This is a genomic window from Pseudomonas frederiksbergensis, assembly GCF_000802155.2.
GTDB lineage: Bacteria > Pseudomonadota > Gammaproteobacteria > Pseudomonadales > Pseudomonadaceae > Aquipseudomonas > Aquipseudomonas frederiksbergensis_A.
The window spans coordinates 1-20,248 of sequence record NZ_JQGJ02000031.1; the positions used below are offsets into that span (position 1 = coordinate 1).

22 protein-coding genes are annotated in these 20,248 nt (G+C 62.2%); 12 read left to right on the forward strand and 10 right to left on the reverse strand.

Translation table 11 applies throughout. From position 1 onward, the window contains the following. Nucleotides 1-69 precede the first annotated feature (69 nt). Nucleotides 70-534, reverse strand: a complete 465-nt coding sequence (locus JZ00_RS28175) for an outer membrane lipoprotein (RefSeq protein WP_024776354.1) — start codon at nucleotides 532-534, stop codon at nucleotides 70-72. Between the two features lie 170 nt (nucleotides 535-704). Here JZ00_RS28175 and JZ00_RS28180 point away from each other — a divergent pair, with 170 nt between their 5' ends. After that, nucleotides 705-986: a hypothetical protein gene (locus JZ00_RS28180; protein ID WP_039594477.1), complete on the forward strand. Its 282-nt coding sequence runs from the start codon at nucleotides 705-707 to the stop codon at nucleotides 984-986. Here the strand turns inward: JZ00_RS28180 and pdxH are convergent. The 4 genes from pdxH to dinG form a co-directional block, all read right to left on the reverse strand. Beyond that, nucleotides 934-1,581: a pyridoxamine 5'-phosphate oxidase gene (pdxH, locus tag JZ00_RS28185; protein ID WP_039594478.1), complete on the reverse strand. Its 648-nt coding sequence runs from the start codon at nucleotides 1,579-1,581 to the stop codon at nucleotides 934-936. The genes JZ00_RS28180 and pdxH overlap by 53 nt on opposite strands. Before the next feature lie 24 nt (nucleotides 1,582-1,605). Beyond that, complete coding sequence (locus tag JZ00_RS28190; protein WP_039594479.1) at nucleotides 1,606-2,736, reverse strand: OmpA family protein; 1,131 nt, start codon at nucleotides 2,734-2,736, stop codon at nucleotides 1,606-1,608. Nucleotides 2,737-2,855: 119 nt separating this feature from the next. Continuing rightward, the gene (locus JZ00_RS28195; RefSeq protein WP_039594480.1) at nucleotides 2,856-4,001 is read right to left on the reverse strand and encodes an EstA family serine hydrolase; all 1,146 of its coding nucleotides are present in this window, start codon (nucleotides 3,999-4,001) and stop codon (nucleotides 2,856-2,858) included. Between the two features lie 141 nt (nucleotides 4,002-4,142). Then, a complete protein-coding gene (gene dinG / locus JZ00_RS28200; protein ID WP_039594481.1) occupies nucleotides 4,143-6,287 on the reverse strand; it encodes an ATP-dependent DNA helicase DinG in 2,145 nt (714 codons plus the stop codon). Between the two features lie 99 nt (nucleotides 6,288-6,386). Between dinG and JZ00_RS28205 the strand changes: the two genes are divergently transcribed. Next, nucleotides 6,387-6,851, forward strand: a complete 465-nt coding sequence (locus tag JZ00_RS28205) for a CopD family protein (RefSeq protein ID WP_039594482.1) — start codon at nucleotides 6,387-6,389, stop codon at nucleotides 6,849-6,851. A 40-nt stretch (nucleotides 6,852-6,891) separates the two neighbouring features. On the opposite strand, the gene JZ00_RS28210 is transcribed toward JZ00_RS28205, so the two are convergent. From JZ00_RS28210 to JZ00_RS28225, 4 genes are all read right to left on the reverse strand, one after another. Next, the gene (locus JZ00_RS28210; protein ID WP_039594483.1) at nucleotides 6,892-7,650 is read right to left on the reverse strand and encodes a hypothetical protein; all 759 of its coding nucleotides are present in this window, start codon (nucleotides 7,648-7,650) and stop codon (nucleotides 6,892-6,894) included. Further along, on the reverse strand, nucleotides 7,643-7,915 hold the full coding sequence (locus JZ00_RS28215) for a DUF1145 domain-containing protein (RefSeq protein ID WP_039594484.1): 273 nt from the start codon (nucleotides 7,913-7,915) through the stop codon (nucleotides 7,643-7,645). The genes JZ00_RS28210 and JZ00_RS28215 overlap by 8 nt, the downstream gene beginning before the upstream one ends. A gap of 121 nt (nucleotides 7,916-8,036) precedes the next feature. Then, nucleotides 8,037-8,762: an OmpA family protein gene (locus tag JZ00_RS28220; RefSeq protein ID WP_039594485.1), complete on the reverse strand. Its 726-nt coding sequence runs from the start codon at nucleotides 8,760-8,762 to the stop codon at nucleotides 8,037-8,039. A gap of 90 nt (nucleotides 8,763-8,852) precedes the next feature. Beyond that, nucleotides 8,853-9,548: an OmpA family protein gene (locus JZ00_RS28225; protein WP_039594486.1), complete on the reverse strand. Its 696-nt coding sequence runs from the start codon at nucleotides 9,546-9,548 to the stop codon at nucleotides 8,853-8,855. Nucleotides 9,549-9,741: 193 nt separating this feature from the next. On the opposite strand from JZ00_RS28225, the gene JZ00_RS28230 reads away from it, so the two are divergent. From JZ00_RS28230 to JZ00_RS28245, 4 genes are all read left to right on the forward strand, one after another. Further along, nucleotides 9,742-10,239, forward strand: a complete 498-nt coding sequence (locus JZ00_RS28230; protein WP_039594487.1) for a DUF6231 family protein — start codon at nucleotides 9,742-9,744, stop codon at nucleotides 10,237-10,239. Between the two features lie 14 nt (nucleotides 10,240-10,253). Continuing rightward, nucleotides 10,254-10,730 (forward strand): YchJ family protein, encoded by a 477-nt coding sequence (locus tag JZ00_RS28235; RefSeq protein WP_039594509.1) that lies wholly within the window; start codon nucleotides 10,254-10,256, stop codon nucleotides 10,728-10,730. Between the two features lie 69 nt (nucleotides 10,731-10,799). After that, nucleotides 10,800-11,285, forward strand: a complete 486-nt coding sequence (locus tag JZ00_RS28240) for an LEA/WHy family protein (RefSeq protein ID WP_039594488.1) — start codon at nucleotides 10,800-10,802, stop codon at nucleotides 11,283-11,285. 5 nt (nucleotides 11,286-11,290) lie between these two features. Further along, nucleotides 11,291-11,494 carry an SEC-C metal-binding domain-containing protein gene (locus JZ00_RS28245; protein ID WP_003198420.1) on the forward strand — a complete coding sequence of 68 codons (204 nt, stop codon included), beginning with the start codon at nucleotides 11,291-11,293 and terminating at the stop codon, nucleotides 11,492-11,494. Between the two features lie 76 nt (nucleotides 11,495-11,570). On the opposite strand, the gene JZ00_RS28250 is transcribed toward JZ00_RS28245, so the two are convergent. Continuing rightward, nucleotides 11,571-12,131, reverse strand: coding sequence for a cysteine hydrolase family protein (locus JZ00_RS28250; RefSeq protein WP_039594489.1), 561 nt, complete (start codon nucleotides 12,129-12,131; stop codon nucleotides 11,571-11,573). Between the two features lie 216 nt (nucleotides 12,132-12,347). On the opposite strand from JZ00_RS28250, the gene JZ00_RS28255 reads away from it, so the two are divergent. From JZ00_RS28255 to JZ00_RS28280, 6 genes are all read left to right on the forward strand, one after another. After that, the gene (locus JZ00_RS28255) at nucleotides 12,348-14,798 is read left to right on the forward strand and encodes a penicillin acylase family protein (protein WP_039594490.1); all 2,451 of its coding nucleotides are present in this window, start codon (nucleotides 12,348-12,350) and stop codon (nucleotides 14,796-14,798) included. A gap of 213 nt (nucleotides 14,799-15,011) precedes the next feature. Continuing rightward, nucleotides 15,012-16,043, forward strand: a complete 1,032-nt coding sequence (locus JZ00_RS28260; RefSeq protein WP_039594491.1) for a ligase-associated DNA damage response exonuclease — start codon at nucleotides 15,012-15,014, stop codon at nucleotides 16,041-16,043. Continuing rightward, nucleotides 16,040-17,728 carry an ATP-dependent DNA ligase gene (locus JZ00_RS28265; protein ID WP_039594492.1) on the forward strand — a complete coding sequence of 563 codons (1,689 nt, stop codon included), beginning with the start codon at nucleotides 16,040-16,042 and terminating at the stop codon, nucleotides 17,726-17,728. Before JZ00_RS28260 ends, JZ00_RS28265 begins: the two co-directional genes overlap by 4 nt. A 243-nt stretch (nucleotides 17,729-17,971) precedes the next feature. Beyond that, entirely contained in the window at nucleotides 17,972-18,754 is a 783-nt protein-coding gene (locus tag JZ00_RS28270; RefSeq protein ID WP_039594493.1) for a transporter substrate-binding domain-containing protein, read from the forward strand. Between the two features lie 57 nt (nucleotides 18,755-18,811). After that, on the forward strand, nucleotides 18,812-19,540 hold the full coding sequence (locus JZ00_RS28275; protein ID WP_039594494.1) for an ABC transporter permease: 729 nt from the start codon (nucleotides 18,812-18,814) through the stop codon (nucleotides 19,538-19,540). Next, the gene (locus JZ00_RS28280; RefSeq protein ID WP_039594495.1) at nucleotides 19,537-20,247 is read left to right on the forward strand and encodes an ABC transporter permease; all 711 of its coding nucleotides are present in this window, start codon (nucleotides 19,537-19,539) and stop codon (nucleotides 20,245-20,247) included. The genes JZ00_RS28275 and JZ00_RS28280 overlap by 4 nt, the downstream gene beginning before the upstream one ends. Nucleotide 20,248: the final 1 nt, after the last annotated feature.

Genomic DNA, 20,248 nt, shown 5'->3' on the forward strand with positions numbered 1-20,248 from the left:
TTTAAGCCAAAAAAAAGGCGCCCTCCCATTCAGAAGGAAGCGCCGTTCTTTCTCTTACCGACTCAAAGCTTAGTGCGATACGCGACTCGTACCACCCACGGTGGAAATCCGCACCCGCTCACCCACACGGAACACCTCGTTCTCCTGAACCTGCTGCACATAGGCACGCATACTGCCGTCATCTTCACGCACAGTAATTTCCACACCCTGGGTACGGGTCAGGCCTTCTTCGGTAGCGGAACCAATCAAGCCACCGGCCACGGCACCGATCACAGCAGCAACGATGCTGCCACGGCCACCACCAATAGCGCTGCCGCCGACACCACCGACCACGGCACCCGCCGCGCCGCCGATCGGGGTCTTGGTGCCTTCGATCTTGACCGGACGCAGGGACTCGATAGTGCCCATGCGAATCGTCTGGACGCGACGCGCTTCGTCACGGGAGTAGGAGTCACCGGTCAGGCTCGACTGACAGCCAGTGAGCAACATCGCCATCGTGGAAAAGGAAGCAACCAGCAAAACAGACTTACGCATAGCATCAAACTCCAAAAGACAGGGATCCATTAAACTCTCCGGCTTGACGCCTGTCACGGCCTTGCCGGGATAAAATTGTTTTCATTCAGGTGGGATACAGGCGCACCCGAAAAATTCACCAAACAATAGCGCCAAAACCAAACATCAGCGTCACCGCACCAGGAATCTCCATGGATTACTTCATCATAGTCGCTACCACCCTAGCGGGCCTGTACTTCCACTGGTGGCTGTACGTACGCATCAAACGCTGGATGGACCGCGACCTGGCGCTATCATTGGCCGGGCAGGATGAACCGAAGAAGCGCTATATGCTGGAGCAACTGGCCCGAGCCCGCGAACAGGGCGTCAAGCGACGGGACCTGCCGCAATGGCTCCAGGCCGCGGCGGCGGGTTATCCGGTCAAGGCGCCAGGCGCTCGCGAATCCAATCCGCCCCTTGCAGGCGGTAGTTGAGACGATCGTGAAGACGACTCGGGCGCCCCTGCCAGAACTCGATGCGCTCGGGCAGCAAGCGATAGCCACCCCAATGCTCGGGGCAATGGGGTTGGCTGTCGCTGAAACGCTGCTCGGTAGCCTTGAGCAAATCTTCCAGCTCACCGCGCCCGGCAATCACCCGGCTCTGCGGTGACGCCCAGGCACCGAGGCGGCTGCCCAGTGGCCGGACCTGGTAGTACGCGTCCGACTCCTGCGCGGTGACTTTCACGACCTTGCCTTCGATGCGCACCTGGCGCTCCAGGGTCGGCCAGAAGAACGTCATGGCCGCGTACGGATTCGCCGCCAATTGCTGGCCCTTGGCACTGTCGTAGTTGGTGAAGAAGGTAAAGCCCTGGGCGTCCAGCCCCTTGAGCAGCAGGATCCGGCAATGAGGACGACCGTCGGGATCCACTGTCGCCAGGGTCATGGCATTGGCTTCCACCGGGGCCTGTTCGGTTTTCACCGCGTCGGCGAACCATTGGTGGAACAGCGCGAACGGCTCGGCCGGGGCTTGCGCCTCGGCCAGGCCATCACGGGTATAGTCACGGCGCATATCAGCCAGCGTTTGGGTCATGGCGCGTTCCTTGTGATCAGCCAATCACTGTTTTTTGGAGGTGTCGGCGGCAGCGACTTTTTTCCCGTCGGCTGCGGCCTTGGCCGGTTCAGGTTTCTTCGCCGGCGTGGTCTTCTTGGCCGGGGCTTTTTTCGCCGGGGCCTTTGCAGGAGCCTTTGCAGGAACCTTCTTGGCGGCGGCTTTCTTGGCAGCCGGGGCGGCGGCCTTTTTCGCCGCCGGGGCCGGCGCAGGCGCTGCGGGCTTGATGTCCTGGGCCGCCACCATGGTTACCGGTGCAGGGGCCGGCATGTTGTACTTGCTCAACAACGCGACCATGGTATTCGCCGGGGTGACCAGCAACTCGACACGACGGTTCAAGGCCCGACCCTCGACACTGTCGTTGGCCGCACGTGGCGCCGCCGAGCCCATGCCGCGCAGCATCAGGCGATCACGCTGCAAGCCGCTGAGCCGGAAGATCGCCGCGATGGACTGGGCGCGTTCCTGGCTGAGTTTCAGGTTGGCCGGCGCCGCGCCCGACGTATCGGCATGACCGAGGATCAACACTGCCGTTTGCGGATCGGCCTCGAGAATTTTTGCGACGCGGGTGAACGGACCGAGGGTCACCGGCAGCAGCATGGCCGGGCGGTCCGGGTTGAACGAGCCGTCCGCAGGGGCGGTGACCACCAGCACGTTATCGCGGCGCTCCAGTTCAAGCTTGCTGTCCTTGATGGCGGTGCGCAGCTTCGGCTCATAATCGTCGAGCCAGGCCTGGGTGACTTTCGGGTCGGGCATCGGCACGGCCTTGGCGGTTTCCTGCTTCTCGCCGCCGAACGGCCACCACCATTTGCCATTGCTCTCGGCTTGCGCCTTGGCAACGGTGGCCGGCGCCTTGGTTTCAGGCTTGGCCGCGGGTTTCACTTCTTCTTTCTTGGCAACATCGGCACCGTCATCGGAAGAGAACGGCCACCACCAGTGCGTCGCGCCCTCGGCCTTGGCTTGCGGCGCCACCGCGGCGGGTTTCAAAGGGGCCTGCGGGGCCGTGTCCTTGGTCGCGACCTTGTCGGAGGAACCGAACGGCCACCAGCCACTGCCGCCCTCGGCATCATTTTGTGGGTTTTGTGCGCAACCGGTAATAGCGAAGCACAGCGCCAGAGCGAGGGTTTTATTCGATGACATTGGATATCCACAAAAATGATCTGAAGTAAAAAACAAAGGCCATGTTCCGGCCGCATAAACAGACGCTTGGAAAGCGAAAAGAACACCTGGTTCCTGTATCCACTACCGTCAACGGCGTTTTATAGACAAGTGGCAAGCACCCGCGCAAGGTGCTGCGCACGCGGGTCCATCAAGACGTAGGGCCCGAGCGTGTTGGTTACGAAACCGAACGCAACGTCATGCTCAGGATCGGCGAAACCGATGGAGCCCCCTGCCCCGGGATGACCGAATGCCCGCGGCCCGAGGCCGTAGGTGGCGTTTGGCACATCCGGTTGATCCAACATGCAACCCAGGCCGAAACGGGTCTGGGTCAACAACGTTTTATCTTCGCCAAAACTGTGCTGGCGAGTCAGTTCGTCGAGCATTTCACCTTCCAGCAAAGTGCCGTCCAGCAGGCCGGCGTAGAACCCGGCGAGACTGCGGGCGTTGCCATGGCCGTTCGCCGCCGGCTGCTGCATGCGCCGCCATTCCGGTTTGTTGGTACTCGTCATGATCGATGGCGGGTTGGTGAAGGCCCGGGTGGTCATGGCCGTCGGCTCGCGCATCGTGACCTGTAACAGGCGCTGGGCCGCGGCATCACCGACGTTGCCTTTGCCGCGCGCGATATGCGCCACGCGATGAAACTCTGCATCGGCCAGACCTACGTGGAAGTCCAGCCCCAGCGGTTTGGCAACCCGGGCCACGATGGACTCGCCCGGACCGCGGCCATCGGCCCTGCGCAACAGTTCGCCGACCAACCAGCCGTACGTGATCGCGGCATAACCGTGGCCCTCGCCGGGCGTCCACCAGGGTGTTTCAGCGGCCAAGGCATCGACCATGGCTTGCCAATCGTAAAGTGCCGCGGGCGCCATCAATTCCCTCAGCGCCGGTAGGCCGGCCTGATGGCAGAGCAACTGGCGCAGGGTGACGGATTGCTTGCCCGCCGCCGCAAACTCAGGCCAGTAGCGAGCGACCGGCGCGTCCAGTTGCAACTTGCCTTCGGCCACCAGTTGCAAGGCGGTTACGGCGGTGAATGTCTTGGTACAGGAAAACAGATTGGCGAGGGTGTCGCTGTGCCAAGCCTCATGACCATCCTTGTCGGCGGTGCCGGCCCAGAGATCGATGACCGTACGCCCACCCACCTGGATACACAACGCCGCGCCGCGCTCCTGGGGATCGTCGAACAACGCCGCGAACGCTTCACGCACCGATTCGAATTGAAGCTCGTAATGGCCTTGAATTTGCACCCGCAACTCCCTTGAAACAAAGGCTTTTTCAACTGGCTGGCATTGTTTCAGCCATTGAGGTTTTTGGGAACCTTCGTGAGACGGCTGGTTAAGCGCAGTCTTGCGTGGCGAGCGCGCTGGCTTCCCGCCACGCAAGACCCGTCAGGAAATTTCCCGCCGAAACGGTGGCAGCGCGTTAAGGATGGCCTTGCCATAACGTTGGGTCACCAGCCTGCGATCGAGCAAGGTGATGGTCCCGCGGTCTTCCTCGGTACGCAGCAAGCGACCGCAGGCCTGGACCAGTTTCAGCGAGGCGTCCGGCACGGAGATTTCCATGAACGGATTGCCGCCCCGGGCTTCGATCCATTCGGCCAGCGCCGCTTCAACCGGGTCGTCCGGGACCGAGAAGGGTATTTTGGCGATCACCACGTGCTCGCAATAGGCACCGGGCAAGTCGACGCCTTCGGCAAAACTTGCCAGGCCAAAGAGTACGCTGGAGTCGCCACCGTCGACGCGTGCCTTGTGCTTGTTCAAGGTCTCCTGCTTCGACAGGTTGCCCTGGATGAACACTTGCTTGCGCCAGTCACGGTCGAGACCGTCGAACACGTCCTGCATCTGCTTGCGCGAGGAGAACAGTACGAGGGTGCCACGCGAACCTTCCACCAGATCCGGCAAGTCACGGATGATCGCGGCGGTGTGGGCGGCGGCGTCCCGCGGGTCGGCCTTGAGGTCGGGGACTCGCAATACGCCGGCATCGGCATGGTGGAACGGGCTAGGGACCACGGCAGTCACGGCGATTTTCGGCAAGCCGGCGCGCATGCGGAAACGGTCGAACGTGCCCAGTGCGGTCAGCGTGGCGGACGTTACCAGCGCGCCGTAGGCCACGTTCCACAGGTTGCGCCGCAACATGTCGGCCGCCAGGATCGGGCTGGCATTGACCTCGATATCGAACAGCGAACCGCTTTCGGCCAAGGTCAGCCAACGCGCCATCGGCGGGTTATCTTCCGGATCTTCGGTGGTAAAGGCCGTCCACAGCTCCCAGTTGCCCTGTGAGCGAGACAGCAGGCTGCCGAACAAGGGGTACCATTCCTCGGCCTGGTTGCTGGCGATGCCGATATTGACCTCGCCATCCATGCCCTCCTTGAGCAGGTCGGTCAGGCGCGTGAACAAGTCAGTCAGGCGCGCGAAGCCCTTCTTGAGCTCGATGCCCATCTCGCGCATGTGCTCGGGAATCACCCCGCCGACAAACCGATGGCGTGGCCGCTCCCGACCCTCGACGTCTTCGCCAGGCTTGAAGTCAGCCACCTGCTCGCACGCAGTGAACATGAACTGCTGGTTCGTCTTGATTTCCCGCGCCAGCTCTGGCACCTGCTCGATGAACTTGCCCAGGTCACCTGGTAGCGGGTGCTGGGCCAGCAGCTTGGTCAGGTTCTTGGCGGTGCTTTCCAGCCAGTCGGCGGTGGAGCGCAGCCGGGTGTAATGGGCGAAATGGCCGATGGCCTTGTCCGGCAGGTGGTGGCCTTCGTCGAACACGTAGATCGTATCGCGCGGGTCCGGCAGCACCGCACCGCCGCCCAGGGCCAGGTCGGCCAGGACCATGTCGTGGTTGGTGACGATCACATCGACCTTGCCCATGCCTTCGCGCGCCTTGTAGAAAGCACATTGGCCGAAGTTAGGGCAGTGACGGTTGGTGCACTGGCTGTGGTCCGTGGTCAGGCGCGACCAGTCGGCGTCTTCCAGGGCCGTGGACCAGCTGTCGCGGTCGCCGTCCCACTTATTGCCGGCCAGTTTCTCGATCATGCTGGTGAACAGTTTCTGACTGGCCTCGTCGACCTCGATCTTGAAGCCTTCCTCTTCGAACAACTGAGCCGTCGCGGTCTGGGCCTGGCCTTCCTGCAGCAACATGTCGAGCTTGGACAGGCACAGGTAGCGCCCGCGACCCTTGGCAAGCGCGAAGGTGAAATTCAGCCCGCTGTTGCGCATCAGGTCGGGCAGGTCCTTGTAGACGATCTGCTCCTGCAGGGCGACCGTGGCCGTGGCGATCACCAGGCGCTTGCCGGCGGCCTTGGCACTGGGAATCGCCGCCAGGCTGTAGGCCACGGTCTTGCCGGTACCGGTGCCGGCCTCCACCGCCACCACGGCGGGCTCGCCATTGCGCCGGCCCTCGTCGTCGGTGTCGATGTCGCCCAGGACTTTTGCCACTTCGGCAATCATCAGGCGCTGGCCATATCGCGGCTTGAGGCTCTTGGCTTCGAGAAAACGCGAATAGGCGCCCTGGATCGTGGTTTTGAGTTCGGTGCTGATCATGGATGGTCGGGCGCTAAAAACGCTGGATAAATTTTCAGTGGTTCGAATCGGCGGCTATCATACCCCGCTAATGAATCCTGCGCAGAACGGAGTGACCCGATGACACCCTTTGCCCTCGTCTACACCCTGCATTTACTGGCGGCCCTGATCTGGGTCGGCGGCATGTTTTTCGCCTGGATGGTCCTGCGCCCCGCCGCAATCACGGCACTGGAGGGCCCTCCCCGGCTCAAGCTATGGGTAGAAGTGTTTCAGCGTTTTTTCGTCTGGGTTTGGGTGGCGGTCGTACTTTTGCCGATCAGCGGCGTGGGCCTGATCCACATGCGCTTCGCCGGCTTCGAAACCGCGCCACGTTATGTCCAGGTGATGATGGGGCTGTATATCGTGATGACGGCCCTGTTCATCCGCATCCAGGGCCTGCAACTGCCGGCATTGCGCACCGCCGTGACGGCCCAGGATTGGCCGACGGGCGCGGCGATGCTGGGCAAGATTCGCCGATTGGTAGGTATCAATCTGTTGATCGGCTTGCTCGTGGTGGCGATCGGCGCGGCGCGGCCAATGTTCTAAACAACCCATTGGCCTCCCACAGGTCCGGTTCCTGTTTTATTCAGAACCGCTGCACCGTCACCGCGCCCGCCGCTCCGGCAGGCCCAGGCTGGCCATCTGTGCCAGGACGACCACTCTTGCCACCGTCGGCGGTATAGACCAGGCATCCCTTGGCCTTCCCGCCTGCGCCGGGCTTGCCACCGTGCCCGGGCTTGCCGCCGGCACCACCGTCCACCTGGACCTTGATCTGCTCATCGGGATAAGTGCGGGGCAATTCGAGCCGCACCAGCGCACCGGCGGCGCCCGGCTGGCCGTCGCCACCATTGCTGCCGTCGGCGCCGCGACCTGCCGAACCCCAGGTACACCCCGGGGCTTGCCCGTTGGCGCCGTCGAGCCCCACATAGCCTGGCGCACCGCTCCCGCCACGGGCATCCACTGACAACAGCGGCGCGTTCAACACATTGAAGCGCAGGTTGAGATTACGCCCCGGCCGCGCCGCGTTCGTATAGGTGCCTGGCGCGCCGCGAGCGGTGATCTGGCTGCCTTCGTCCAGTTCTGCCTGGTTCACCTTCAGGTCCAATGCCTGTTGCGCCGGCACGATTGCAATACGCGCCTCGCGCCCCAGGCGCAGCTCAGCGATGGACAGTTGCGTTACGTTCGAAGGCACCAACAGCGTGCCATAGTCGGCCACTTCCAAACGCTCCAGGGCCAGCGAACTGGTCGTGTTCGGCAAGCGCATCAATGAGTTGCTTTCTACCTGGACCACTTGGGCAGACGCCAACGGACAGACAAATGCTGCGAGAAGACACAATTTACGCATGGGAAGCCTCTGGCGCGGTCGCAAGGGTTTGCAAGTGGAAGATGCCGAACAACAGCACTCGGAAGCGATCACGGCCCGCAGCGGGACGCCCGCGAAATTGTGCCCTGAACAACAACAGCTCAAGCAAATGGACCGCCAACAGCAGTGCCCCGGCGAGGTTGACCAGGACGTGCAGCGGATGGACGAACGGTAAGAGCAGATTGACCAGCACTACCAGCCAGAACACCAGCGTCAGCAAGCGCCCCAGCCCCCAAAACACCTTCATAAGCCCCCCGGTCGACATTATTCTTTGCGTGAACAGTAACGGCTCGCGCAAAGGATAAGCCAGAGGGCCGGGCAAATTTAATTTAGCGAGCCGACCGCTCTGACCCGTTGTAGCAACGGTATCAGCGCTGGATATGCAATTCGACCCGACGGTTCTGGGCGCGACCTTCATCGGTCTCGTTATCGGCCACCGGTTCGCTTTCGCCCTTGCCCTCACTGGTGACTTTTGCCGGCGCCAAGCCTTGGGTCAGCAGGTACTCCACGACGCTGCCGGCACGGCGCTCGGAAAGCCCCTGGTTATAGGCGTCGGTGCCGACACTGTCGGTATGGCCGACCACGCGGATGCTCGCGACGTTGGCGTGGCTCAATTTGTCCATCAATGCGTCGAGTTGGCTTCGAGCCGCCGGAGTGAGATCGGATTGATCGAATTCGAACAGCACCTTGCCGGCATCATTCAGGGTAATGACCTCACTGCCCGGCATCTGTGGTTCGTCCGGCGGTGCGCTGGCGGGGTATTGCGGCAACGGGCAACCGTGGTGTTCAACGGGCGTGTTGGCCGGCGTGTCGGGGCAACGGTCGCGACGATCGAACACGCCATCGTCGTCTTCATCACCATCCTGGGGGTAACAGATCAAGCCTGCGCCAAGCAGCCCCAACGCGGCGCCGCCAGCTGCCCAGCCAGTGTTTTCGATGGCGCCCAGCCCGCCGCCGACGAGCCCGCCGACCAGGCTGCAGATCGGCCAGGTACGTTGATTGAGTGGTGCACTGCCATCGCTTTGAGTGGCGCAACCGGACAACAAACTGCTTGCGAGCAGTACCGGCAAGGCAAGCTTGATGAGGACCTTCATGATGAATGCTCCTGTGTCACCGGCCCATACCGGTCACACAGGAGTAAAGACCCGCATCCGCGACTGTACAAGCCGCGGATCACGAGGGTTTCAGCGGTTTATCTTGATTTCGGTACGGCGGTTCATCGCCCGGCCATCAGCGGTTTTGTTGTCCGCCACCGGCTGGCTTTCCCCGGCGCCGGACACCGAGACGAAACTGGCGCGAGGCACGCCGCTGTCGATCAGGTACTGCACCACCGCATTGGCGCGTTTTTCCGACAGCTTCTGGTTGTAGGCATCGCTGCCGACGCTGTCGGTATGGCCCGTCACACTGAGTTGCGCGGTGGAGGTTTCCTGCTTCAACCGGGTCGCAATGGTGTTCAACACTTCTTTATCAGTCGACGTCAGCGTGGCCTTGTTGAATTCGAAATGCACGTCACGCACGACGATGGTTTCCTCCTTGACCACGACCGGTTCCTCGGCCATTGGCGCCGGGGCGGGAGGTGGGCAACCGTCGGCGTCGACCTGCACGCCCTTCGGTGTGCCCGGGCATTTGTCGCGGCTGTCCGGAACACCGTCGCCGTCCTCATCGCCGTCGCCATGCACCCAGCAGTAAGCCGCCGCCATGCCACCCACGTACAAAGCGCCGCCGCCCGCCCAGGAAGAACTTTCTATGGCGCCTAACCCAGCACCGATTGCCCCCCCGACGGCCGCGCAGGTCGGCCAGTCGGTTTTCTGCAAACCTGCGCAACCAGTCAACACGCTGGTTAGCAGCACCAGGGGTAACGCTGTCCGAACTATGCTCATCGGGTTTTCTCCTTGAAGGATCGGCTTTTGCGCCGATTCAGGGGAGTAAAGACCCGACTGTCGATCTGCGCCAGCAGCTGGCCACATCCAGTTTGGGCCCGTGTTTGCGGCGTTTCGATGAGTTTTAATGACAACCGCTCTAGGCCGGGATCCCAGCGCACGCTATCGTGGCAGTTCTGATTGAGGAACTTTGATGACCGTTGCCATTTCTTCGCGTACACCCCAGCAAGCCCTGGCCGCCGTGCTTGACCGTTACGCCCCGCAAACGCTGCTGCTGATCGGCGCCGGGAGCTTTCCGGCCCTGGAGGCGTTCCAGCAGGCCCATCCCGGTACCGAAGTGGTCCATGCCGGCCCCGGCGCGCTGCCGGCGGACGTGGCGGCGAGGCGTTTCGACCTGGCCCTTGCGCTCGATTGCCTGGAGCATTTGCCCAAGCGCGACGGTCTGAACCTGTTGGGCGGCATCCGTAACCTCAACGCCAGCCGGATTGCGGTACTGGCCGACCTCAACGCCTGCGGCTGGCAAGAAACGGACTTTTTTTCCCTGGCCCTGCAAGCCAGCGAGCGGTTCCAGCGCGAGGACCAGGTATTGACCCTGTTTACCTACGATCTGCTTGAATACAAGCAGGTCCCCGACTGGCTCAACTCACGCTTTTGGGCTAACCCCGAAAATTTTGGAAAATATTGGTGGTAGCTGTGGATACAAGCCTGCACACGACCATTTGCCCTTGTGGCAGTGGCAACCCATTGGATGCCTGCTGCGGCCGTTACCATGACGGCCACCCCGCCCCCTGCGCCGAAGCGCTGATGCGCTCGCGCTACAGCGCCTATGTGCTGGGCCTGGTGGACTACCTGGTCAGCACCACCCTGCCAGCCCAGCAGGATGGCCTCGATCGCCAGTCGATCAGCGAATGGAGTGCCAGGAGCACCTGGCTGGGGCTTGAAGTGGAAAGCAGCGAAGTGTTCGGCGGCCAACCGGAACACGCCTTCGTCACGTTCACCGCACGCTGGCACGACGGCCAGGGAGAGCACAGCCATCGCGAACAGTCCTCGTTCGTGCAAAACGGAGGGCGTTGGTACTTCATCGACCCCACCGTGCCGATCAAGATCGGCCGCAACGACGGTTGCCCGTGTGGCAGCGGGCATAAATTCAAAAAATGCTGCGCCGGTTATTTCAATCGCTGATTTCGGAAACGTCCGACGCTCGTCCGCTGGCCGGGGGACTAGACTGGGTTTAAACCAGAGGCACGGACAATGACCCACACATCCCAATGGCTACGCGTCATTTGCCTGCTACTGTTCGTCGGGCTCGGCGGTTGTGCGTCCTGGCGAGGTGACGAAGGCCCTGAACCACAAGTTCACCTGGTCAAGGTCGAGGTGGTGCGGGCGCGCCTGGTGGAACAGCGGTTCATGCTGCACTTTCGCGTCGACAACCCCGGCGACGGCGATCTCACCGTGCGCGGCCTGACCTACCGGGTCCATTTGGGCGATCTCTTGCTGACCGAAGGCGAACATGAGCACTGGTTCACGGTCGGCCCAGGACACAGCGGTTATTTCAAGGTGCCGGTTCGCACCAACCTGTGGCCGCAGGTGCGGGAGGTGGTGAAGCTGCTGGAAAAACCCCGGGAGCAGATCCCCTATCGCCTGGAAGGTGAGCTGGAAACCGGTTTATTCATCGCCCACTACGTGCACCTGAAGCGCAATGGCGTGATAATCGCCGCCGATTTAATTGCGGAGTAACCCCGATGACCCAGCAACCCCATGTCCACGGCCCTGATTGCAACCATGATCATGACCATCACCACGATCATGATCACGGCCATGTCCACGGCCCGAACTGCGGCCACGCTCACCAGGAGCCCGTGCGCAACGCCCTGAAGGACGTAGGCCGCAACGATCCTTGCCCTTGCGGCAACGGCAAGAAATTCAAGAAGTGCCACGGGGCTTGATGGCTAAAGATCTTTTTGCCCGCCAGACCGTCATCGCGAGCATGCTCGCGATGAGACCTGCCCATACACCTCCCATCTATTCTCCCGCCTGCAAAATCTGCTTCACACTCCCCACCGTCGCGTATTCCCCGTGCAGATTCGCCAGGGACATCCCATGCACCTCGGCAGCCGAACGGGCATTGCCGAAGTAATCGGCCTTGTCGAAGGTGAAGCAGGCGTCCTCCGCCACCCAGGTGTCGAACCCAAGGTTACCGGCCGTGCGAGCGGTGGATTCCACCGAATTGTTCGTTGCAACGCCTACGATCACCAGTTGTCCGATTCCGGCACTGCGCAAATCAGCCTCCAGCGTCGTGCCGCAAAAGGCATCCGGCACCTGCTTCTCGACCAACCTTTCCCCGGCCAAGGGTGCGAACCGTGGCTGGACCTCCACGCCCGATTGCCCTGGCCAGAAAACCGAGTCCGGTGAGCGGGACAAGTGATGGACGTGAATCACCGGCCGCGCCGTGCCTCGCCAGAAAACCAGCAGTTCCAGCATGCGCAGCTCTGCCTCGGGGTTGTTGCGAGGCCCAAGCCTGGGGTGAAGAATGCCTTTTTGCTGATCGATGAGGATCAGCGCTGCGTCGTGCTGTAGCTCCATGCCGGTTTCCCTTGGGCGGTCATTGAATGCCCACACTTGAGCATCACGCCCTGCCGCAGGCAAGTCTTCGAACAAAAACGAATACCGGCTCGCGGGCTTCGCCGCTGGCTTTCATCGGCAAATCGATAAATAACCCACCACCCGCTTGCGCGCCCTTCTCCTGCTCACTAACGTAGCGCCTTTATTGGTGCCACCCCCTCCCGCAGGAGCTTTGCCATGGCCTCGCCAGCCTCTATTTCTTTCATTCCCAAGCTCGGCGTTGCCGCAGCAGTGGCCAGCGTGCTCGGCTTGAGCGGTTGCCAAGCCTGGAACACCCAGGACACTGTCCCGCCCACCATCGGCGTGCAACCGCTCAAGGGGCTGGCGCAGAATGTCTCGGTCCGGCGCAACGCCATGGGCATGCCGCTGATCGAAAGCAACAGTTTCCACGACGCCCTGTTCGCCCTCGGCTATGTCCACGCCAGCGATCGGATCACGCAGATGGCGACCCTGCGCCTGCTTGCCCAAGGCCGGCTGGCGGAAATGTCCGGTGCCGAACGACTGGATATCGACCGTTACATGCGGGCGGTGAACCTGAAGAAAAGCGCCGACGAGCTGTACAAGGCGTCATCGCCACGCCTCAAGCGTTTCTTTGAAGTCTATGCCCGCGGCGTCAACGCCTACCTGTTCCGCTATCGGGACAAGTTGCCGGCAGACTTGGCGGCCACCGGCTATAAACCCGAATACTGGAAACCCGAAGACTCGGCGCTGCTGTTCTGTCTGCTGAATTTCAGCCAATCGGCCAACTTGCCGGAAGAAATCGCCACCCTGGTGCTGGCCCAGACCGTCACCAACGATAAACTGGCCTGGCTGAGCCCGTCCTACCCGGATGAGCCGCTGCCCGTAGCGGAAGCCGACAAGCTTCAGGGCGTCCGGCTCAATGGCCAGGTTCCCGGCCTGGACGACATCAGCAAGGCTGGCGCCCAGTTGGCCGGCCTGAACCTGTTGGGCGCAGCGTTTTCAAGCAACTGGGCCATCGCCCCGCAACGCAGCCGCAACGGCAAAAGCCTGCTGGCCAGCGACAGTCAAGGCCCGCTGGGCGTGCCGTCGCTCTGGAGCCCAGTGCAGATCCGCGCGCCCAAGTACCAGGCGGCCGGGCTTTCCGTGGCAGGGATTCCGATGATCCTCGCGGGCTTCAACGGCCACGTGGCGTGGAGCATGACCAGCGTCCTGGGCGACAACCAGGACCTGTTCCTGGAAAAAATCCGACGCCAGGGCAATGGCCTGTCCTACGAAGTCAATGGCAAATGGCAGCCGGTGACCGTACGCAATGAAACCTATTTCATCAAGGGTCAGCGGTCCATTCGTGAAGCGGTGTACGAAACCCGCCACGGCCCCTTGCTCAACAGCGCCCAGGGCCCGGCCATGGCCAACGGCCTGGGGCTGGCCTTGCAACTGCCGAACTTCACCGACGACAAGACCCTGGATGCGTTCTTCGATCTGTCGCGCTCGCAAAACGTCGAGAAAGCCTCGGATGCCAGCCGGGAGATTCGCGCCCTGGCGGTGAACATGGTGTTTGCCGACGCGCGCAATATCGGCTGGCAAGTGACCGGTCGTTACCCCAACCGCCGTGAAGGCGAGGGGCTGCTGCCATCGCCCGGCTGGGAGGGTCGCTATGACTGGGACGGTTATGCCGACCCGATGCTGCACCCCTACGACCAGGACCCGGCCCAAGGGTGGCTCGGCACTACCAACCAGCGGGTCATTCCCCATGGCTACGGCATGCAATTGTCCAACTCCTGGGCGGCGCCGGAGCGTGGCGAGCGCCTGGCCGAACTGGCCGGCGCCGGCAAGCACGACGCCCGCAGCCTGAGCGCCATGCAATATGACCAGACCACGACCTTCGCGGCCAAACTCAAGAAAGTCTTCGAAGCCCCCGGCATGGCCCAGCCCCTGAAACAGGCGATCGAGGCCTTGCCGGTGGCGGACCGGGCCAAGGCGCGCGAGGCCTACACCCGGCTGATGGCGTTCGATGGCCGGCTCAGCCCGGTGTCCACCGACGCGGCCATCTACGAGCTCTTCCTGCAAGAAAGCATGAAACAGACGTTCCTCGACGAACTGGGCCCGGAAAGCAGCCCAGCATGGAAAGCGCTCGTGGCAAACGGCCAACGGTCCTATTCGGCCCAGGCCGATCACCTGCTCGGTCGCGAGGACAGCCCCTTCTGGGACGACGTGCGCACCCCGCAGAAAGAAGACAAGGCTGTGATCCTGGCTCGCAGCCTGGCAGCGGCGATCACCGTAGGCGAGAGCCAATTGGGCAGCGATCGCAGCGCCTGGCAGTGGGGCAAACTGCATCGCTATGAGTGGAAAAACAGCAATGGCCAGGTCGTACGCGGCCCGCTGGCGGCCGGCGGTGATGGCACCACGCTCAATGGCGCCGCGTTCGCCTGGGGCCAGGAATTCAATACGGCCATGGCACCTGCCCTGCGCTTTATCGTCGATTTCAGCCAACCGGAGCCGTTGACGATCCAGGGCGGCGCCGGTCAATCGGGCAACCCGGCCAGCCCGAACTACCTCAATGGCATCGATCCGTGGATCAAGGCCCAATATCAAAGCCTGCCAATGCAACCGCAGAACTTTGATCGCGGGTATGGCAAGACGCGGTTGACGTTGGTGCCCGGTAAATAGACGGATATTTACCACCGTGGCGAGGGAGCTTGCTGGATCGCGTAGCGGCCCCTTTTTGCGACTGCTGTGCAGCCGAGCGGGAGCAAGCTCCCTCGCCACGATGACTGGGTGAGCCTGAAATAAAAACCTCCCGACAGTACTCCCCCCCAACCCGATCGAACTTCTCCCCCCGCCCCCGCCTCTACCTGACAAGCCCATCGCCCCGGTGACCGCATGGATCTTGTCATTGCCCGCCCCGAAGGCCTGTACTGTCCGCCAGGAGATTTCTACATCGACCCGTGGCGCCCGGTGGAGCGCTCGGTCATCACCCACGCCCACGGCGACCATGCTCGTGGCGGCAACCAGCACTACCTGGCCGCGGCACCCGGCGAAGGCATTCTCCGCTCGCGACTGGGCCAGGACATCAACCTGCAAACCCTGCCGTATGGCGAACCCTTGCAACATCACGGCGTGACCCTGAGCTTTCATCCCGCCGGCCATGTGCTGGGCTCGGCCCAGGTCAGGTTGGAATACGAGGGCGAAGTGTGGGTCGCCTCGGGGGACTACAAAGTCGAGCCCGACGGCACTTGCGCACCGTTCGAGCCGGTGAAATGCCATACGTTCATCACCGAATCCACCTTCGGCCTGCCGATCTATCGCTGGCAGCCCCAGGCGCAGGTCTTCGAGGAAATCAACCAGTGGTGGAGCGGGAACATCGCCGCCGGCCGGGCCAGCGTCTTGTTTTGCTATTCCTTCGGCAAGGCCCAGCGGATTCTCCACGGCATCGATGCCAGCCTCGGGCCGATCCTCGCCCACGGTGCGGTGGAGCCGCTGAATCGGGTCTATCGCGAAGCAGGCATTCAACTGCCGCCAACCCTATACGCTGGCGATTTCAAAAAGAATGACCCGATCGTGAGCCAGGCGCTGGTCATCGCCCCGCCTTCCGCCGGTGGCAGCAGTTGGATGCGTCGTTTTGGTGATTACAGCGACGCCTTCGCCAGTGGCTGGATGCGCTTGCGCGGTACCCGTCGGCGCCGCGGCGTCGATCGCGGCTTCGTGCTCTCCGATCACGCCGATTGGCCCGGTCTGCTCTGGGCTATCGAACAGACCGGCGCCGAGCGAGTCATGGTCACCCACGGATCGGTCGCCGTGCTGGTGCGCCATCTCTGCGAACAAGGCCTCGACGCCCAGGGTTTCACCACCGAGTACGGCGACGACGAAGAAGACCTTGCCCAGGCGCCCGCCAGTGGCGAGGAGGCTTCATGAAGGCCTTCGCCGAGCTCTACGCTGAACTGGACGCCACCACCTCCAGCAACGCCAAGCTTGCCGCCATGCAAGATTATTTCAGCCAGGCTCCGCCGGAAGATGCCGCGTGGGCGGTGTATTTCCTTTCCGGTGGCCGTCCACGGCAGTTGGTACCGGTGAAGATCCTTCGGGAGTTGGCGGTCTGGGTGTCCGGGTTGTCGCTCTGGCTGTTCGAGGAAAGTTACCAGGCCGTGGGCGACCTGGCCGAGACCATTTCCCTGGTCCTGCCCGAATCGCCCTACAGCTCCGACGAAAGCCTGGCACTGTGGATCGAAGACAAACTGCTGCCCCTGCGCGGTGAAACGCCCGAGGTCCTGGCTGAACGGCTTCCGGCGCTGTGGGCGCAGCTCGACCGGCCGAGCCTGATGCTCTGCATCAAGCTCATCACCGGCAGTTTCCGCGTCGGCGTGTCCAAGCTGTTGGTCACCCGGGCCCTGGCGAGCATGGCCGGGCTGGACAGCAAACGGGTGGCCCAACGATTGGTGGGCTACACCGATCTGTCCCATCGCCCCACGGCGGCCAGCTACCTCAAGCTGATCGCCGTCGAGTCCGATGATGAACATGCCCAGCGCGGCGGCCAGCCTTATCCGTTTTTCCTGGCACACGCCTTGTCGCAACCGGTGGAGCAATTCGACGCCCTGCTGGGGCCGGCCAGCGATTGGCAGGTGGAATGGAAATGGGACGGGATCCGCGCCCAGGTGATCAAGCGCGATGGCCACTTGTGGGTCTGGTCTCGCGGCGAGGACCTGGTCACGGAGCGATTCCCGGAATTGCACCCACTGGTCCAGGCGTTGCCCGACGGCACGGTGATCGACGGCGAAATTGTGGTTTGGAAAGCCCCGCAAGCGGCCACCGAGGACGCCTTCGACCCGCAGGCACCGCTGCAACCGGCGGTGCAACCCTTCGCTTTGTTGCAACAACGCATCGGCCGCAAGACCCTGGGCAAGAAAATCCTCGAAGACGCCCCCGTGGTAGTAATGGCCTATGACTTGCTGGAATGGCAAGGCGAGGACTGGCGCAGCCGCCCCCAGGCCGAGCGTCGCGAACAGCTGGAAACACTGGTTGCCCGCTGCCACAGCCCGGTCCTGTTGCCGTCGCCCGTCGTGACCGGCCGGGACTGGCTCGACCTCGCCCGCCAGCGCGAAGCCTCCCGCAGCCTCGGCGTCGAAGGCATGATGCTCAAGGCGCGCGACGCGCTGTACGGCGTCGGTCGGACCAAGGACATGGGGGTGTGGTGGAAATGGAAGATCGATCCGTTCAGCGTCGATGCGGTGCTGATCTACGCCCAACGCGGCCATGGCCGACGCGCCAGCCTGTACAGCGACTACACCTTCGCCGTGTGGGACAACCCACCGGGCAGTCGCGAACGCACGCTGGTGCCTTTCGCCAAGGCCTATTCCGGGCTGACCGATGCAGAGATGCGTCAGGTCGACAGCATCGTGCGCAAGACCACCGTGGAAAAATTCGGCCCGGTGAGCAGCGTGACGCCAACCCTGGTGTTCGAGCTGGGCTTCGAAGGCATCGCCCTGTCCAAGCGCCACAAGAGCGGCATCGCCGTGCGCTTCCCGCGGATGTTGCGCTGGCGCCAGGATAAAACCGTCGAAGAAGCCGACACCCTGGCATCGCTTCAGGACCTGCTGAAATAACAACGCTCCCTCGCCACAAAAGCGCGGAGACAATGAACAGCACGCTCCATCCCGGTGCGCTTTTTGATGTACGCTCACCCTCGCGCACCATCGCGTTCCGTCTCCTGCCGCCAGTGCTTTTAAAACACTTGTTCGGCACTATGGTTCGGAAATTGCTACCTTTATGCCGTCATACCGTTCAGACCTTCACCGGTAACAATCCAACGCGCCACAAGCGCTCAAATTGGTTTTAGGGACTCAATAATGAAAAAAGCACTGCTGACCCTTTCTGCACTGGCATTGTGCATGGCTGCTGGCGCTGCCACGGCCAAGGAATACAAGGAACTGCGTTTTGGTGTCGACCCGTCCTACGCCCCGTTCGAATCCAAGGCCGCCGACGGCAGCCTGGTAGGGTTCGACATCGACCTGGGCAACGCGATCTGCGAAGAACTGAAGGTCAAATGCAGATGGGTCGAGAGTGATTTCGACGGCATGATCCCGGGCCTCAAGGCCAATAAATTCGACGGTGTGATCTCCTCCATGACCGTGACCCCGGCCCGGGAAAAGGTCATCGACTTCTCCAGCGAGCTGTTCTCCGGCCCAACGGCTTATGTATTCAAGAAAGGTTCGGGCCTGAGCGAAGACGTTGCCTCGCTCAAGGGCAAGACCGTCGGCTACGAGCAAGGCACCATCCAGGAAGCCTACGCCAAGGCCGTGCTGGACAAGGCCGGCGTCAAGACCCAGGCCTACCAGAACCAGGACCAGGTCTACGCTGACCTGACCTCGGGCCGTCTCGATGCCGCGATCCAGGACATGCTCCAGGCTGAACTGGGCTTCCTGAAGTCGCCAAAAGGCGAAGGCTACGAAGTCAGCAAGCCAGTGGACAGCGAACTGCTGCCATCCAAGACGGCTATCGGTATCAAGAAAGGTAACAAAGAGCTGAAGGCACTTTTGGATAAAGGTATCAAAGCGTTACACGACGACGGCAAGTACGCCGAAATCCAGAAAAAACACTTTGGCGATCTGAATCTGTACAGCGGCAAATAATGCGCGGTGCCCATCCGGTTTCGGGTGGGCACTTTTTTTCTGCCCAAGGCATCCTCCATGTTTGAACAACTCCTACAAAATCTGGGGCTCTCGGCCTTCAGCCTGAAGGGCTTTGGCCCGCTGCTGATGCAAGGCACCTGGATGACGATCAAGCTTTCTGCCCTGTCCTTGCTGTTAAGCGTCCTGCTCGGCCTGCTGGGCGCCAGCGCCAAGCTGTCCAGCGTCAAGCTGCTGCGTATTCCAGCCCAGCTCTACACCACGCTGATTCGCGGCGTACCCGACCTGGTGCTGATGCTGCTGATTTTCTACAGCCTGCAAACCTGGCTGACATCCTTTACTGATTTCATGGAATGGGAGTACATCGAGATCAACCCATTCGGCGCCGGGGTGATCACCCTGGGCTTCATTTATGGCGCGTATTTCACCGAAACCTTTCGCGGCGCGATCCTCGCCGTGCCCCGCGGGCAGGTTGAAGCGGCCACGGCCTATGGCCTCAAGCGTGGCCAGCGTTTCCGCTACGTGGTGTTCCCGCAAATGATGCGCTTTGCCCTGCCGGGCATTGGCAACAACTGGATGGTGATGCTCAAGGCCACCGCCCTGGTGTCGATCATCGGCCTGGCAGACCTGGTCAAGGCGGCCCAGGACGCGGGCAAGAGTACCTACCAGCTGTTCTACTTCCTGGTGCTCGCGGCGCTGATCTATCTGCTGATCACCAGCGCATCCAATGTCATCCTGCGCTGGCTTGAACGCCGCTACGCCGCTGGAGCCCGGGAGGCCGTGCGATGATCGAACTCCTGCAGGAATACTGGCGACCGTTCCTCTACAGCGACGGCGTCCACATCACCGGCCTGGCGATGACCCTGTGGCTGCTCAGCGCTTCGTTGCTGATCGGCTTCGTGGTATCGATCCCGCTGTCCATCGCCCGGGTTTCACCCAAGTTCTACGTTCGTTGGCCCGTGCAGTTCTATACCTACCTGTTCCGTGGCACGCCGCTCTACATCCAACTGCTGATCTGCTACACCGGCATCTACAGCATCGAGGCGGTGCGCGCCCAACCGGTGCTCGACAGTTTCTTTCGCGACGCGATGAACTGCACGATCCTGGCCTTCGCCTTGAACACCTGCGCCTATACCACGGAGATTTTCGCCGGGGCGATCCGCAGCATGAACCATGGCGAAGTCGAAGCGGCCAAGGCTTACGGCCTGACCGGCTGGAAACTCTACGCCTACGTGATCATGCCGTCGGCCCTGCGTCGCTCGCTGCCGTATTACAGCAACGAAGTGATCCTGATGCTGCACTCGACGACCGTGGCGTTCACCGCTACCGTTCCAGACGTGTTGAAAGTCGCGCGGGATGCCAACTCGGCCACGTTCCTGACGTTCCAGTCGTTCGGGATCGCCGCGTTGATCTACCTGACCGTCACGTTTGCACTGGTGGGCCTCTTCCGCCTCGCCGAGCGCCGCTGGCTGGCCTTCCTCGGGCCGACCCACTAAG

Coding starts and splice junctions, on each gene's coding strand:
- JZ00_RS28265 (WP_039594492.1), top strand. CDS start 16,040: ATGAAGGCCTTCGCCGAGCTCTACGCTGAACTGGACGCCACCACCTCC.
- JZ00_RS28230 (WP_039594487.1), top strand. CDS start 9,742: ATGACCGTTGCCATTTCTTCGCGTACACCCCAGCAAGCCCTGGCCGCC.
- dinG (WP_039594481.1), bottom strand. CDS start 6,287: ATGATCAGCACCGAACTCAAAACCACGATCCAGGGCGCCTATTCGCGT.
- JZ00_RS28245 (WP_003198420.1), top strand. CDS start 11,291: ATGACCCAGCAACCCCATGTCCACGGCCCTGATTGCAACCATGATCAT.
- JZ00_RS28215 (WP_039594484.1), bottom strand. CDS start 7,915: ATGAAGGTGTTTTGGGGGCTGGGGCGCTTGCTGACGCTGGTGTTCTGG.
- JZ00_RS28280 (WP_039594495.1), top strand. CDS start 19,537: ATGATCGAACTCCTGCAGGAATACTGGCGACCGTTCCTCTACAGCGAC.
- JZ00_RS28205 (WP_039594482.1), top strand. CDS start 6,387: ATGACACCCTTTGCCCTCGTCTACACCCTGCATTTACTGGCGGCCCTG.
- JZ00_RS28210 (WP_039594483.1), bottom strand. CDS start 7,650: ATGCGTAAATTGTGTCTTCTCGCAGCATTTGTCTGTCCGTTGGCGTCT.
- JZ00_RS28250 (WP_039594489.1), bottom strand. CDS start 12,131: ATGGAGCTACAGCACGACGCAGCGCTGATCCTCATCGATCAGCAAAAA.
- JZ00_RS28180 (WP_039594477.1), top strand. CDS start 705: ATGGATTACTTCATCATAGTCGCTACCACCCTAGCGGGCCTGTACTTC.
- JZ00_RS28260 (WP_039594491.1), top strand. CDS start 15,012: ATGGATCTTGTCATTGCCCGCCCCGAAGGCCTGTACTGTCCGCCAGGA.
- JZ00_RS28270 (WP_039594493.1), top strand. CDS start 17,972: ATGAAAAAAGCACTGCTGACCCTTTCTGCACTGGCATTGTGCATGGCT.
- JZ00_RS28225 (WP_039594486.1), bottom strand. CDS start 9,548: ATGAGCATAGTTCGGACAGCGTTACCCCTGGTGCTGCTAACCAGCGTG.
- JZ00_RS28220 (WP_039594485.1), bottom strand. CDS start 8,762: ATGAAGGTCCTCATCAAGCTTGCCTTGCCGGTACTGCTCGCAAGCAGT.
- pdxH (WP_039594478.1), bottom strand. CDS start 1,581: ATGACCCAAACGCTGGCTGATATGCGCCGTGACTATACCCGTGATGGC.
- JZ00_RS28175 (WP_024776354.1), bottom strand. CDS start 534: ATGCGTAAGTCTGTTTTGCTGGTTGCTTCCTTTTCCACGATGGCGATG.
- JZ00_RS28240 (WP_039594488.1), top strand. CDS start 10,800: ATGACCCACACATCCCAATGGCTACGCGTCATTTGCCTGCTACTGTTC.
- JZ00_RS28190 (WP_039594479.1), bottom strand. CDS start 2,736: ATGTCATCGAATAAAACCCTCGCTCTGGCGCTGTGCTTCGCTATTACC.
- JZ00_RS28255 (WP_039594490.1), top strand. CDS start 12,348: ATGGCCTCGCCAGCCTCTATTTCTTTCATTCCCAAGCTCGGCGTTGCC.
- JZ00_RS28275 (WP_039594494.1), top strand. CDS start 18,812: ATGTTTGAACAACTCCTACAAAATCTGGGGCTCTCGGCCTTCAGCCTG.